The organism is Bacillus cereus group sp. BfR-BA-01330, assembly GCF_022663885.1.
In the GTDB taxonomy this organism is placed as follows: domain Bacteria; phylum Bacillota; class Bacilli; order Bacillales; family Bacillaceae_G; genus Bacillus_A; species Bacillus_A cereus.
Genome location: NZ_JAKUGK010000006.1, coordinates 341,583 through 356,279, shown reverse-complemented (window position 1 = coordinate 356,279; position 14,697 = coordinate 341,583). Strand labels below are relative to the sequence as shown.

Below are 14,697 nucleotides of genomic sequence, written 5' to 3'. Positions count from 1 at the left end.
AAATAAAATGAAAAACTTACAAAGTAAAACAGTATTAAGTAATGGTGTGGAAATGCCTTGGTTTGGTTTAGGTGTATTTAAAGTAGAAGAAGGACCAGAACTTGTAGAAGCGATTAAATCAGCAATTAAAGCAGGATACCGCAGCATTGATACAGCTGCAATTTACGGAAATGAAGCAGCTGTAGGTGAGGGGATTCGTGCCGGTATTGAAACAACTGGTATTTCAAGAGAAGAATTATTTATTACTTCAAAAGTATGGAACGCAGATCAAGGATATGAAGAAACGATTGCTGCATACGAAGAGAGCTTAAAAAAATTAAAGCTAGATTATTTAGATTTATATCTTGTTCACTGGCCTGTAGAAGGGAAATATAAAGATACATGGAGAGCGTTAGAAACACTTTATAAAGAAAAGCGTGTACGTGCAATTGGCGTAAGTAATTTCCAAATTCACCATCTGCAAGATGTAATAAAAGATGCAGAAATTAAGCCGATGATCAACCAAGTAGAATACCATCCTCGTTTAACACAAAAAGAATTACAAGCTTTCTGTAAAGAACAAGGTATTCAAATGGAAGCATGGTCACCACTTATGCAAGGTCAATTATTAGATAATGAAACATTACAGGCAATTGCTGAGAAACATGGTAAAACAACAGCACAAGTGATTTTACGTTGGGACCTTCAAAATGAAGTGATCACAATTCCAAAATCAACGAAAGAGCACCGCATTATTGCAAATGCAGATGTATTTAACTTTGAATTAACGAAAGAAGATATGGAAAAAATCGATGCATTAAATCAAAATCACCGCGTTGGTCCAGATCCTGATAACTTTGATTTCTAATAGAAATGAGTAAAAAGAGTGCAAAAATTGCACTCTTTTTTTATTTTCTATTCAATAAAATGTTTCTGTTTATATTATGACTTTTAAATTACTTTAGGCGAGCTAAAGAACTTATTAACAGTATTAAAGTTTGACATAAAATAATGCATTCTATATTATATATGCTATAGCATATAAATTGCGATTTATTTGAAGGTGGCATATGGACTTATATGAGTTAACAGGACATCTTGTTCATCATACTGATGTGAAGTTAACAAATTATATAATGTAAGTTTTTAATCACATATTGCTTATAAAATTTATCCTTTATATGCTGTAGCATATAAGTGTTATCTCATAACTTGTAACGGTAAAAATTTAAATAATACAGTAGATATATTATGAAACGAGGAGATTTTAGTTATGGAAAAATTCATATTAGCGTTTGATAGAGAACTTGTAATTGCAGAAAAAAAAGACTCAACATGGAGCGTCCAATCGCAGTTTGTAGGTGCGAATCCGGTTGCGTTAGCTTCAGATCCATACGATCCAGAAAGAATGTATTGTGGTACCTTTGACAGGGGATTATGGAGAAGTAAAGATGGAGGAAGTTCATGGGAAGCGATTGGTGCGTTACCTTCCTTTGGTGAAGTGTTCCCAGCAAATGCTATTCATATGAGAGCTATTACAGCAGTTTCTGTATCTCCAGCGAAGGGGGATGACGGTAACGGGATTGTATATGTAGGAACTGAACCGAGCGCAATGTTCGTATCCAAAAATGGAGGAGACAGTTTTGAGCTGCTAACTGATTATCGACAAATGCCATCATATTCATCATGGTTCTTTCCTCAAAGAACATATACACACCATGTAAAACATATTGAAATTGATGCTAATAATCCAGAAACTATTTATACGACTATTGAGGTAGGCGGATTAATTAAAAGTGTAGATGGAGGTAAGACATGGACTGAGGAAAAAGAGGGGAACTATCCTCAAGATATTCACATTCTTAAATCACATGGCGATGCGCCAAATCGTTTATACGGGGTGTTAGGTGATTCATTCTTGAAAGAACCAGGTCAAGAGTATGCGGAGAGTAATGATGGAGGTAAGACTTGGAACTATATGTGTAGTGGGCTAAAGCATCATTACGCATATCAAATGGCAGTTAACCCAAATGATCCAGAAAATATTATTATCGCGACATCTTCAAATCCACACGTAGCGCATGATTACAATAATGGAAATTGTGAATCATTTATTTATAAGAAAGAAAAAAATCAGTCTTGGGCAGAAATGAATGTAGGTTTACCAACTCCTAAAGGCACAATCATACCAGTATTAAAGGCAACAAGTGATGGAACGTTTTATCTGTTTAGCAATAAAGGAGTGTATCAGTCAGTAGACGGTGGTTCAAATTGGACATCATTAGAGATTCCTTGGGAGAATAGATTTATGGAACAACATCCTTATGAGATGTTAATTATTAAATAAGTGACAGGTATAGTTTTTACTACTATTCATTGGTAATGTTTAGTTGAATTTAAATTAAAAATGTAAAAAGCCAGGTAATGTGTTATTCATGCTACCTGGCTTTTTTGACCAGCAATTTAAGGTTATTTTCATATTTGTGTAAATATGAAACAAGCAGGATACATGAATAGAGAATGGGTAAAATAATACCGAATGATCACTAGATTATATCAATGATGCTATAAGTGTTTTTTTAGGGAAACTGAAGCAAGAAGCAGTGGTTTAGATTCAGAATGACTAGCAATTGGTGTTATGGTGTTCAATGGTTCAAAAATGAACTCATTTCAACTCATATTATCTTCGCAATGTATCATTTTGAAGAATATTAAAACTTAGGAGGAAATGAATTATGACAAAAGATTTCTATACTGCACTGAAAGAAAGACGTACTTACTATGGAATTAACAAAGAGGTACAAGTATCGGATGAAAAAATTAAAGAAATTGTGGAGTTTGCTGTGAAATATACTCCATCAGCTTTCAATTCTCAAACTGCGCGATTAGTTGTATTATTTGGTGAAGCTCATGATAAATTATGGGATATTACAACTGAAACATTAAGAAAAGTAGTTGGAGATGGAGATTTCTCAGGAACGCAACAAAAAATGGATTCTTTTAAAGCTGGTTATGGAACAGTACTATTCTTTGAAGATGAGGCTATCGTTAAATCGCTTCAAGAAAAATTTGCTGCATATGCTGAAAACTTCCCAATTTGGTCACACCAAGCATCAGGTATGCACCAATTAGTCGTGTGGACAGGTTTAGAAGCAGAGGGATTAGGGGCATCTTTACAACATTATAATCCATTAATTGACGATGAGGTAAAACAAGAATGGAATGTCCCTGCTAATTGGAAGCTAATTGCACAAATGCCATTTGGTAATCCAACAGCTGCACCAGGTGAAAAAGAATTCCAACCACTTGAAGAGCGTGTGAAATTTCATAAGTAATATTCAAATGCAATAAAATGGGAATTTAATCAGTGGTGGTCTTACTGTCCGCAAATAGCGGGATAAGCTAACTGTATTGCGAAAATAAAACTGTTTAGTTACAAAAATTCTATTTATTATTTCTGTTAATCGAGTATGTATTAATAAAAGTTGTTAAAATCACTATTTTAATCTTTAAAGGAACAAGGTGATCGGTTTGATCATCTTGTTTCATTTCTTAAATTTTATTTTATTCATTAAAAAACGCTAGCTTTTCATAAATGCTTGAAAAACTAGCGTTTTAATAATAGATATCTGTAATTTGATTACTTAAAACTATATACGAAAAAGCTTTTATGTTATTCCTCAAGTTCTATCCATTCCTGTGACCATTCTTCTATTCCGCGAATAATAGCTTCTAAAGCAAATCCTTTTTGAGTTAAAGAATATTCTATACGAACTGGTGTCTCAGGAAAGACTTTACGTTCGACAATTCCTTCTAGTTCTAATTCTTTCAATCTTTCTGAAAGTAATCTTCCGCTAACAGGAAGAGAAGATTCAAGCGTACAAAAGCGCTGAGATCCAGAAAAAAGTTGGTAAATAATTAGTGCTGTCCATCGTTGGCTAAAAAATTTCATTCCTTTTTCAAAGCGAGGGCATAATGTAGAATCATTCATTTTCCTTCACCTCCTAAAACAAATTATATAACATCTTACTATTAGTAACAAATGTTTTTATAATTAATTACTTGACGTAAATTAATTACGAATGTATACTCACTTACATAAAGTAACTAAGTTGTTTTATGTAACTAAAACTCTTTTCTTTAAATGGCCAAAGTTGTAATGATACATATTGCATATAAGCTGAGAGAAAAAAGAATAGCATCTGTAAAAACACTTACGTTGTGTAAGTTAAACAATAAAAAATATAACAATGGAAGAGAATTTTTAGAGATTCTCAATACTAGGAGGTACCTAATGGTTACAACAGATACAATTCATATGTTAGAAGATAAAATTCAATTTATACATCAAGATGGAAAGGATATTTATTTAGTAGGACCTATCAAATTGCCAATTAATTTATATGGGGAGACTAAAATTTTCCAATGGTATTCTTGGTTACAATGTAGTGAGGTTACAAATAGTGTAGAAGGAATTATCAAAAAACTCTCATCTATTAATTTAGCTGATATGCAGCAATCTAGTGTGCTTGTATATGGTGATTTTGAGAATTCTGAAGATGCCCTAATTCGTATGCATAGTATTTGTCACACCGGTGATATCTTTGGTAGTAAACGTTGTGACTGTGGATTCCAATTAAAGCAGTCTTTACAAATGATTACAGAACATGGTTCAGGTGCTTTATTTTACTTAGCGAATCATGAAGGAAGAGGAATTGGTTTGTTTAGTAAAGCAATGACGTACCTCTTGCAAGAAAATGGGTTAGATACAGTAGAAGCTAATCTGAACCTAGGCTTTGAAGATGATGTTCGAAACTATGATGATACAATTGAAGTATTAAAAGCGCTACGCTCAAAACCTGTAAAACTTATTACAAATAATCCGAAAAAATTAGAAGCGTTACAAAAAGCTGGATTAAATGTTACGAGTCGTGAACCGTTATGGGGTGATATCTCAGAGTTTAATGAGAAATATTTGCAAACGAAGATTCAGCGTTCTGGACATTTTGAAGGGGGACACTTACATGCTTGAGCATGAATTGTATATGAAGCTAGCACTAGAAAATGCCAAGGCTATGAAGGGACAAACGACTCCAAATCCATTGGTTGGATCTGTAATTGTAAATGATAATCGAATTGTAGGGGTCGGAGCACATATGAAGGCCGGAGAACCACATGCCGAAATACATGCGATACGTATGGCTGGAGAACAGGTACGTGGTGCTACAATCTATGTAACTCTTGAACCTTGTTCTCATCATGGTAGAACAGGGCCTTGTGCTGAAGCAATTGTACAAGCAGGAATTAAGAAGGTAGTAGTTGCTACACTTGATCCAAACCCGCTTGTTTCTGGACGTGGAATTAAAATTCTACAAGATGCAGGTATTGAAGTACTTGTAGGAGTGTGTGAAGAAGAATCTAAAAAAATGAATGAAGTCTTTAATAAATATATTTTGACAAAGCGTCCATTTGTAACGATTAAATCAGGAGTTACATTAGACGGTAAAATCGCTACGTCTTCATCGGATAGTAAGTGGATTACATCTAAAGAAGCAAGACAAGAAGTACACCAAATACGAAACGAAAATGCGGCTATTTTAGTAGGAGCGAATACTGTTCAAAAGGATAATCCATCATTGACAACACGTATTCCAAATGGACGAAATCCAATTCGAATAATATTGGACTCGACATTACGCATACCGATGGAAGCTAATGTTGTTACAGATGGAGAAGCTCCTACCTGGATATTTACAACAAGTAATCATGCAGCGAAAAAAAAGATAGCATTAGAAAATGCAGGAGTTAAAGTATTTGTTACTAGCGGAGAAAAGCATATAAACTTACATGAAATGCTTGATGTTTTAGGGCAAAAAGGAGTTTCCTCCCTGCTTGTTGAAGGTGGTGGAGAGGTAAATGCTTCGTTTATTGAAAATAAATTGATGGATAAACTTATATTATATGTCGCACCAAAAATTATTGGGGGCAGATTGGCGCCTAGCTTTGTAGAGGGGACTGGTATTACTAAAATGCAAGATGCAATTGAATTTAAGGATGTATCATTTACCCAGGTTGGAAAAGATTATAGATTTATTGGCTATCCAGAATATCGGAAAATATAAGGAGAATAAAAGCTACTTATATGTTCCGATAAATGGATTGCAGAAAGGAGCGATGAAGAGTGAAGTTTGGATTTGATATCGATGATACATTAATTGATTTAAGGCAGCATGCTTTTCATTTATATAATAAGAAATTAAACAAAAAAGTAGGATTGGATGTATTTCATTCTTTAAAAACAATTGAAATTCATGAAGCATTTGGGATGACTTCGGAGGAAGGCAGTCATATGTGGAATAGTTTGCTGGATGAGATTTATTATACTTCTTGTTCACCGTTTCCATATGCAGTAGAGACATTACAAGAATTAGAAAAACAGGGACATGAAATATACTATATAACAGCACGGCCTAAAGAACATGGAGAGCAAACAAAAAAATGGTTAATAGAAAAAGGTTTTCCGGTACATGAAGATCGCTTTTTCTATGGAATGAAGGATGAAGAAAAAATACACTTCATACAAGAAATAAAATTAAACTATTTCTTTGATGATAAGCCGGCAGTCTTAGAAACGTTAATAGGAAAACCGATAAATGTGTATGCAAAAACTACTTCTTACAATCAACATCTCAATATCCCGCGGATTACAAGTTGGACGGAGTTAGGAGATATTATAAAGAAAGAAATGTGAGGATTTAACTGGCAAATCAAATAGAGCTAAGAGTATATTGAGTGTTACAATTTTAGAGGAAAGACATAGGTGTTATGTCTTTCCTTATTTTTTAATACTATCGTTTTTATTAGTGTGATGTGCTAGGAGTACTTCTAATAGAGAGGAAATAGAAAAATGAGCAATAAGAAAAATATTTTTAAGCTAGTCTTGTATGGTAGTGTAATTTATACATCAATGATGGGTTCCCCTGGTGCCACAATATTTTTGGATATTTTGGATGAGAAGTTCAAGAATTAATAGGGTGTGTTCATAATCATGAATTTTTGGAAAACCAAAATTACAATGTTAGGTTATTTTGAATCAGTAGTGGATGATATGCAAAATTGCATATCGCAAAATAAACATCGTAATTTTGGGATTCTTATTATAAAATACATTACTTAAACTATATATTAGAATGGAGAATGTTAAATTGGAATTATTAAGAAACAGTAAGGTTGGTACAAAACTAAACATACTAATAGCTATATCAAGTATTGCATGTATAGTATTATCCCTAATAGGATTTTTGGGGCTAGAAAGAGGGAAAAGTACTTCTTCTAATATGTATGAGGATAATTTACTACCAATTGAGCGGATTGGGATTGTAGAATCTAATTTTTATCATGTTAATATGAACTTTATGGAAATAATGTTATCAAAAGATGAAAAAAGAATGAATGAATTAATAAGAGAAATGGATGGAATTCGTAAGGAAAATGATCATCTTTTAAAGCTGTTTGAGGCTAAAGTTATTTCTACTAAAGAAAAAGAATTATATAACACGTTTCATGAAACATTTAATGAATTAAGGACTCAAATGAAGAAAGCGCAAGAATTAGGGAAATCTAATAATGAGGAAGCATATGCATATTACCTAAAAGAGATTGAACCTAATATGCAAAAATCAATAAAATCAATTCGTGAATTGATTTTATATAATAGTAATAATGCAGAGCTTTTACAGAAGGAAAATAATAATAGTGCTCAAAATACAATGATAATGTTTGTTAGTATTTCGATTTTAGCAATTTTAATAATTATATTAATCGGATATATTATTAAAATAACTATCCGAAAACCACTTGCGTTACTACAAAGTGATATGGAAAAAGTAGCAGCTGGAGATTTAACAACACGTACTCCTTATAAAGCAAATAATGAATTAGGGCATATTGTTCAGTCTTTTAATAGTATGTTAGATAACCTTCAACAATTAATTGCGAATGTTAAGATGACAACACAAGAGGTTATTTCTACTACGGAGGGCGTATTACAAGATACAAATCGAGCGTCTAGTATTTCAAATGAGGTTGTACAGACTGTTTTAGAAGTAAAAACAAAAATAGAAGGACAGGTAACTAGTATTCAAGAGAGCTCATCCTCAATGGAAGAAATTACAACCGGGGTGCAAACTGTAGCTGAATCTTCAGCTGTAGTCGCTGAGGTAGCAGTAACGACTACAGAACGAATAAATATCGGTAGTGAAGTGATAAATCACTCTATTCTTCAAATGAATAGTGTGCATGATGTTGTCGAGGAAACATCAAAAGTAATAAATAAACTTGTTACACGTACACAACAGATTGATACAGCTCTCGCTGCAATTACTAATATTGCCGAACAAACGAATCTTCTTGCCTTAAATGCCGCTATTGAAGCGGCACGTGCTGGAGAGAATGGGAAAGGATTTGCAGTGGTTGCCGCAGAAGTTCGAGACTTGGCTGAGCAATCTAAAGAATCTGCAAAGGAAGTGAATCATTTAATAAAATCCATTCAACAAGATACTCAAGATACAGTTAATGTCATGCGAAAAGGCCAACAGAAGGCAGTAGAAGGAAAAGAAGCTGCCCACAAAGCGAATCAAACCTTCTTGTCTATTATGAGAGATATTGATAAGATTACAAGTCAAATTCAAGAAGTATCCGCAGCGACAGAAGAGATGTCTGCTGGTACAGAAGAAGTAAATGCTTCTCTTTCGCTAGTTTCTGAAACTGCAACGGATGTGAAAAAGGAGACGCTTCAAACAGTAAATTCAATTCAATCACAGGCCGTATCAATTGAACAAATATCAATCCAATCCAACAAAATGAAAGAAAAGGTGGAAGAATTAAGGGGATTGGTTTCAAAATTTAATATTACAGAATAAGATAATTTATTCAATTATAAATGTAATAACATGTATGAAAACACATGAAGACTTAAGGGGCTTCGTGTGTTTTTTTTATTGAATAATGTATGAAATAATATTGGATCATTACAAGATATCTCGAAATTTTTCGTTAAACATTAATATATGCAAAATTACATATATTTAATGATTGATAATCATGAGCTAATGTAACTATAATAATTACACTAATAAGTAACTTACTGACGACAGTTATAAGTAAAGAAGGAGGGTTTTATTGTATTTTGTATATAAAAAATAGAAAAGGAGATATGTAAATGAAAAGGCTACTTGTTATAGGCATCATGTATACAATGTTTTTCCTCATAGGAAATATACACTTACATGCTGATGAACGAACAAATGTAAAAGAAATTACTAGTTTAGAAGAGCCTACTTGGATATTTCAGGCGGGCATAAGTAAGGGTAAATATCACGATCGACAAGATTTAGGATTTATTTTGCAGAGAAATACACCATTAAAGGTAAGACAAACGAATCCTAATTTTAAAGACAAATTAACATTACGTTTATTGTCTAATGACTCTAAAAATGAAAAATCCATACAAGTAGGAAATGAATGGATTACCATTCAAGGTGATACGCCTTTAGTTCCTTTCATAGATACTCCGTATGGTGAAGAGCACGCTGTACTTGAGTACCAAGTAGGGAATGAAAGTGCTACTAAACCTCTTCCCATTTATAAACAACAAGGAAGTGTATCTCAATTTTTTAGTACATGGGATCAATTTGATGGAGAGTATGCGTTACTTCAAGGGGAGAGTTTTCAATTATTTATACCTAAAAAAGATAAAGAAATAGTAAGGTCTTTAAAAGATTTTCAATCATTGGATGAGTTAATTGCGTATTATGAAAATATTTTTGCGATGTATGATTCAATTATTGGTTTAGATGGTTCAGCGGTTGAAAATAAAAAAAGTCAAAATCGTTATTTTTTAAAAGCAGATATATCCGGTGCTGGCGGTGCCTATTATGGTGCAAATTGGACAGCGAATAGTTCAGATAGTACAAAGATGTGGTTAGATAAACTGAGTTGGGGAACTTTACATGAAATCGCTCACGGATACCAAGCTGGTTTTGATAATCAAGGAATATTTACAGGAGAAGTTTCTAATAATCTATTCGGTGTTCAATATCAATATAGTAAATATGGAAAAAAAGCAGATCAAGTTGGTTGGTTGTTTAATTTCGGGAAAAAGGAACAAGTAGAACGGAATTTATATAATGCTTTAATGAAAGAAAATAAAAATTATGATGACTTAGATTTACGACAAAAACTTATTCTTTTAACGATGGCGAAACAAAAAGCTGGCGATGAAGCTTTTGCAAAAATGTATCAAGGTTATCGAAAACTAGCTAGTAATGCTGCTTTTAAAAAAGGTGACCATTCTTTACCAGATTTAATGAATCAGTATTATAGCGAGAATGTACAAGTTGATTTTACACCCGTTTTTGAAAGATGGGGCTTTAAGCTTAATCATAAACAAATAGAGATGAATAGGGCGAAAGGTTATCCGGCAGTTACTTCTTTAGCGTATATAGTGCCTGAATCACAATTAGCTAAGGCGAGAGCTCTAGTTGATCCTGATATTCCGATAAACTCTAACTTTGAAATAGTTACGAATCAGCAAATTGCTTCACTTGGGTTAAAAGGGAATTTGCATATCCATTTAAATACAAATGAAATAGATACATTGAAAGGAAGAAAGATTAAATTAAAAGAAGGGAATACAGTTGTTCAAGAAAAAACAATTGAAACAGCAGATATCAATTTACAAGACGTACCAAATGGGGTTTATACGGTTGAAATTTCAGGTGAGAAAATGGATAGAATGTATCATTTCCGTTCGTATTATGCCTATGTAAAGGAAAAGGATAATAGTCTAACGATTGATGTTAACGAAATGAAAGTGAGCAATTTGGTAAATGAAACGATTCAATTCCTAGGATTAGGAGATGATCAGTTTGCCGAATTAAATACAGACTTAGAGCAAAAGCGGGCTGTTTTTACGGTTACTACTAAAACGCCTCATAGCTATTATGCAGATGAAAAATACGCATCAATAGAGGTGTTTAATGAGAAAGGTGAAAAAATTTATACGAAGGAAATGGAAGGGACAAATGTAACGATTGTAAAAGATACTATTCCACTAAAAGAAGGATATAAAATTAAAATCTATCATGATGAAATAAAAAAACGATTAACTAGTAAAGCTACTATTATTAATCCTATGAATAAAACGAATGAATTTATAATGACAAAATGGGGACTGAAAAATACTTATTTAAAAAATAATCCAGAAGAAAATCTTATGAAAAGAATTGATGAAGAAATGGAAGAAATTATAAGTAATCCGGTTTTAAAAGAGATACCAATGCAAAAATTAGAAATGAAAAAGAATGTGTGGATGGCGATAAATATGTTATCAGAACCACAAAAAATAACGTATATAAATAAATATAAAGATAGCTTATATAATGAGTAATTTTTGAGGAATGAAATGAATCTAAAAGTAAAGACGCAATCTATCTATATTATGAGGAATCACAATTCATAAACAGTAGATAAACATAGATAGTTTGAAATATCTATGTTTCCAATTTTGAAAAAACATTTATTTAACTTAATAATAAGATTATAAAGGAGTAAGAATATGAATAATTTCGTAAAGGTAGGTTTAACTACAGGAGTGGTGTTATCGGCGATTATGCCCTATGGAGGAGTGCATGCGGAAACAGAAGATTTAAAAGTGGAAACAAAGGAAGATACGTTCCGAACAGGTAATTTAACAGCACCTTCTCAAAATTCGGCAGAAAATGTAGCAAAGGATGCACTAAAAGGAAAAACAGAACAAGCACTATCATCAAAGCAAGTTAATACGGAATCCAAAGTTAATTATAATGTTACGCAAAGTCGTAAATCTTATGATGGTACTACAATGGTACGTCTTCAACAAACGTATGAAGGACGTGATGTATACGGATATCAACTAACAGCACATATTAATGATGATGGTGTACTTACGAGCGTTTCAGGGGATAGTGCCCAAGATCTACAACAACAGGAAGATTTGAAACAACCTATTACTTTATCAGAAGAGGATGCAAAAAAACAGCTTTTCAACATCTATGGAAATAATCTCACATTTATTGAAGAACCAGAAATTAAACAAGTGGTATATGTAGATGAAAATACAAATAAAGCTACAAACGCATATCAAATTACTTTTAGTGCATCTACACCTGAATATGTATCTGGTACAGTATTAATTGATGCTTTTGGTGGTAATCTATTAAAAGAACTCGTTCAAAAATTGGGTATACAAGTAGATAGTAGTATTGTCCAATCTACGCCAGCAAATAAATCACAAGATTCTTCAAGATTAACAGGTACAGGAAAAGATGACTTAGGTATTAATCGTACGTTTGGAATTACGCAGCGAAGTGATGGAACGTACATGCTTGCAGATTATTCTCGTGGTAAGGGAATTGAAACATATACTGCTAATTATAAAGATTATAATAATTATAGAAGAAATGTATGGGGTTATCTCGATGATTTAGTAACAAGTAATTCTACAAATTTTACTGATCCTAAAGCAGTTAGTGCTCATTATTTAGCAACGAAAGTATATGATTTTTATCAAGAAAAATATGGCCGTAACAGCTTTGATAATAACGGACAAAAAGTAATTTCTGTCGTTCATGGTTGGAACACAAATGGTACGAATAAAGGAAATCCTAAGCAGTGGTTTAATGCATTTAGTAATGGAGCTATGCTAGTATACGGAGATCCAATTGTTAGAGCATTTGATGTGGCAGGACATGAATTTACACACGCGGTTACAAGAAATGAGTCTGGACTTGAGTATGCAGGAGAAGCTGGTGCAATTAATGAGGCTCTATCTGATATTTTAGGAGTAGCAGTTGAAAAGTATGCTAATAACGGAAAGTTCAATTGGACAATGGGAGAACAATCAGGTCGTATTTTTAGAGATATGAAAAACCCATCATCTATCTCTTCTAGATATCCGGAGGACTATAGACATTATAATAACTTACCTATTGATGCTGACCACGATCATGGTGGTGTACACACGAACTCTAGCATTATTAATAAAGTAGCTTACTTGATTGCTAGTGGTGGAAACCATAATGGAGTAAACGTACATGGCATTGGAGAAGATAAAATGTTTGATATTTTCTATTATGCAAATACGGATGAATTAAATATGACTTCTAACTTTAAAGAATTAAAAGAAGCTTGTATTCGTGTAGCAACGAACTTATATGGTAAAGACTCATTAGAAGTACAAGCTGTCCAACAAGCCTTTAAAGCAGCTTATATTTAATAATATTGCGATGAATTATAAACCCTTTTATTTTAATATAGTGATTAATTTGTGTGTATAGGCAAAAATCTTGTAGAATTTTTCTGCAAGGTTTTTTTAGAATTTTATTTTACAAATGTGTTATATGGTTTTTAGTTAATTAGGATAAAAATAATCCTATAACTGTATGTAAGAATGTGTGATTTTACAACCTTTTCTATGATAAAAAAAGATACTACTTTAGCAAATATAAAGAGTTAGAAATTATAGTTTATAGGGCACTTTTTTGTTCCTATGGAACTTTAAAGTGCGTAATTTTCTTTATCGTTAATATATATCATAATGGTATTTATTAGTTGGTTTTAGCTTTACTCTGCTGTTGATGTGATTTTTTAACATGACAATGATTAGAATCAGAATTATCGAGTAGATCTAAATGATGATAATTTCGATTTTTAATTCCGTACAGAGTCCAATAGCTACATAATTTTCGTTTATACTCTTTCGAAAAAAGGGTGGATCTGCTTATTTTCTGTTAAAGATAAGAGAAGTGAACCACAATATAAACGTAATTATTTATTCCAACGTAAGTCAATCATGTAGCACATGAATTTGGAGGAATCTATATGCATATGCAATTAAAAGGAAAAACAGCACTGGTTACTGGATCTACGGCAGGGATTGGAAAAGCAATTGCCACTTCATTAGTAGCGGAAGGAGCTACTGTACTTATTAATGGACGCCGTGAAGAAAATGTTAATCAAACGATAAACGAAATTCGAGCGCAGTATCCGGATGCTATTCTTCAACCTGTAGTAGCTGATTTAGGAACAGAACAAGGGTGCCAAAATGTGATTGAAAAGTACCCTGAAGTAGACATTCTTATTAACAACTTAGGAATTTTTGAACCTGTAGAATATTTTGATATCCCTGATGAAGATTGGTTTAAATTGTTTGAAGTCAATATTATGAGTGGTGTTCGACTTACTCGCTCGTACTTGAAAAAAATGATTGAAAGAAAAGAAGGAAGAGTCATCTTTATTGCTAGCGAAGCAGCTATTATGCCATCTCAAGAAATGGCTCACTATAGTGCGACTAAAACGATGCAACTCTCACTTTCTCGCAGTTTAGCTGAGCTGACGACAGGAACGAATGTGACTGTTAATACTATAATGCCTGGTTCGACTTTAACGGAAGGAGTGGAGACTATGTTAAATAGTCTTTATCCTAATGAGCAATTGACAATAGAAGAAGCTGAGAAGCGATTTATGAAAGAGAATCGACCAACCTCTATTATTCAAAGACTTATTCGACCCGAAGAAATTGCCAATCTTGTCACGTTCTTAAGCAGCCCACTTTCTTCAGCAATTAATGGTTCCGCGTTGCGAATAGACGGGGGATTAGTACGTAGTGTGTTTTAAAAA

General features: G+C 33.0%; 11 protein-coding genes. 10 read left to right on the top strand and 1 reads right to left on the bottom strand.

Annotated features, from left to right (window positions below):
* Positions 1-7 precede the first annotated feature (7 nt).
* From MR112_RS19175 to MR112_RS19165, 3 genes are all read left to right on the top strand, one after another.
* Entirely contained in the window at positions 8-847 is an 840-nt protein-coding gene (locus tag MR112_RS19175) for an aldo/keto reductase (RefSeq protein ID WP_000793565.1), read from the top strand.
* Between the two features lie 405 nt (positions 848-1,252).
* Complete coding sequence (locus MR112_RS19170) at positions 1,253-2,326, top strand: WD40/YVTN/BNR-like repeat-containing protein (RefSeq protein WP_000410430.1); 1,074 nt, start codon at positions 1,253-1,255, stop codon at positions 2,324-2,326.
* A 388-nt stretch (positions 2,327-2,714) separates the two neighbouring features.
* The gene (locus tag MR112_RS19165; RefSeq protein ID WP_000158938.1) at positions 2,715-3,314 is read left to right on the top strand and encodes a nitroreductase family protein; all 600 of its coding nucleotides are present in this window, start codon (positions 2,715-2,717) and stop codon (positions 3,312-3,314) included.
* 338 nt (positions 3,315-3,652) lie between these two features.
* On the opposite strand, the gene MR112_RS19160 is transcribed toward MR112_RS19165, so the two are convergent.
* Positions 3,653-3,970: a winged helix-turn-helix transcriptional regulator gene (locus tag MR112_RS19160; RefSeq protein WP_001000104.1), complete on the bottom strand. Its 318-nt coding sequence runs from the start codon at positions 3,968-3,970 to the stop codon at positions 3,653-3,655.
* A gap of 303 nt (positions 3,971-4,273) precedes the next feature.
* Here MR112_RS19160 and MR112_RS19155 point away from each other — a divergent pair, with 303 nt between their 5' ends.
* The 7 genes from MR112_RS19155 to MR112_RS19125 all read left to right on the top strand — a co-directional run bounded on the left by MR112_RS19155 (position 4,274) and on the right by MR112_RS19125 (position 14,694).
* A complete protein-coding gene (locus MR112_RS19155) occupies positions 4,274-5,011 on the top strand; it encodes a GTP cyclohydrolase II (RefSeq protein WP_000258858.1) in 738 nt (245 codons plus the stop codon).
* The gene (gene ribD, locus MR112_RS19150; RefSeq protein WP_139362488.1) at positions 5,004-6,101 is read left to right on the top strand and encodes a bifunctional diaminohydroxyphosphoribosylaminopyrimidine deaminase/5-amino-6-(5-phosphoribosylamino)uracil reductase RibD; all 1,098 of its coding nucleotides are present in this window, start codon (positions 5,004-5,006) and stop codon (positions 6,099-6,101) included. Before MR112_RS19155 ends, ribD begins: the two co-directional genes overlap by 8 nt.
* Positions 6,102-6,160: 59 nt before the next feature.
* Positions 6,161-6,730 (top strand): 5' nucleotidase, NT5C type, encoded by a 570-nt coding sequence (locus MR112_RS19145; protein ID WP_000668224.1) that lies wholly within the window; start codon positions 6,161-6,163, stop codon positions 6,728-6,730.
* Positions 6,731-7,184: 454 nt separating this feature from the next.
* Entirely contained in the window at positions 7,185-8,900 is a 1,716-nt protein-coding gene (locus MR112_RS19140) for an MCP four helix bundle domain-containing protein (RefSeq protein WP_174766969.1), read from the top strand.
* Between the two features lie 299 nt (positions 8,901-9,199).
* Positions 9,200-11,428, top strand: coding sequence for a putative mucin/carbohydrate-binding domain-containing protein (locus MR112_RS19135; RefSeq protein WP_071741111.1), 2,229 nt, complete (start codon positions 9,200-9,202; stop codon positions 11,426-11,428).
* A gap of 168 nt (positions 11,429-11,596) precedes the next feature.
* Positions 11,597-13,294, top strand: coding sequence for a M4 family metallopeptidase (locus MR112_RS19130; protein ID WP_078186362.1), 1,698 nt, complete (start codon positions 11,597-11,599; stop codon positions 13,292-13,294).
* Between the two features lie 605 nt (positions 13,295-13,899).
* A complete protein-coding gene (locus MR112_RS19125) occupies positions 13,900-14,694 on the top strand; it encodes an SDR family NAD(P)-dependent oxidoreductase (RefSeq protein WP_000551092.1) in 795 nt (264 codons plus the stop codon).
* Positions 14,695-14,697 lie beyond the last annotated feature (3 nt).

Excerpts from the sequence above, each read along its gene's own strand:
- MR112_RS19130 (WP_078186362.1), top strand. The coding sequence starts at position 11,597 with ATGAATAATTTCGTAAAGGTAGGTTTAACTACAGGAGTGGTGTTATCG.
- MR112_RS19135 (WP_071741111.1), top strand. The coding sequence starts at position 9,200 with ATGAAAAGGCTACTTGTTATAGGCATCATGTATACAATGTTTTTCCTC.
- MR112_RS19165 (WP_000158938.1), top strand. The coding sequence starts at position 2,715 with ATGACAAAAGATTTCTATACTGCACTGAAAGAAAGACGTACTTACTAT.
- MR112_RS19125 (WP_000551092.1), top strand. The coding sequence starts at position 13,900 with ATGCATATGCAATTAAAAGGAAAAACAGCACTGGTTACTGGATCTACG.
- MR112_RS19160 (WP_001000104.1), bottom strand. The coding sequence starts at position 3,970 with ATGAATGATTCTACATTATGCCCTCGCTTTGAAAAAGGAATGAAATTT.
- MR112_RS19175 (WP_000793565.1), top strand. The coding sequence starts at position 8 with ATGAAAAACTTACAAAGTAAAACAGTATTAAGTAATGGTGTGGAAATG.
- MR112_RS19155 (WP_000258858.1), top strand. The coding sequence starts at position 4,274 with ATGGTTACAACAGATACAATTCATATGTTAGAAGATAAAATTCAATTT.
- MR112_RS19170 (WP_000410430.1), top strand. The coding sequence starts at position 1,253 with ATGGAAAAATTCATATTAGCGTTTGATAGAGAACTTGTAATTGCAGAA.
- ribD (WP_139362488.1), top strand. The coding sequence starts at position 5,004 with ATGCTTGAGCATGAATTGTATATGAAGCTAGCACTAGAAAATGCCAAG.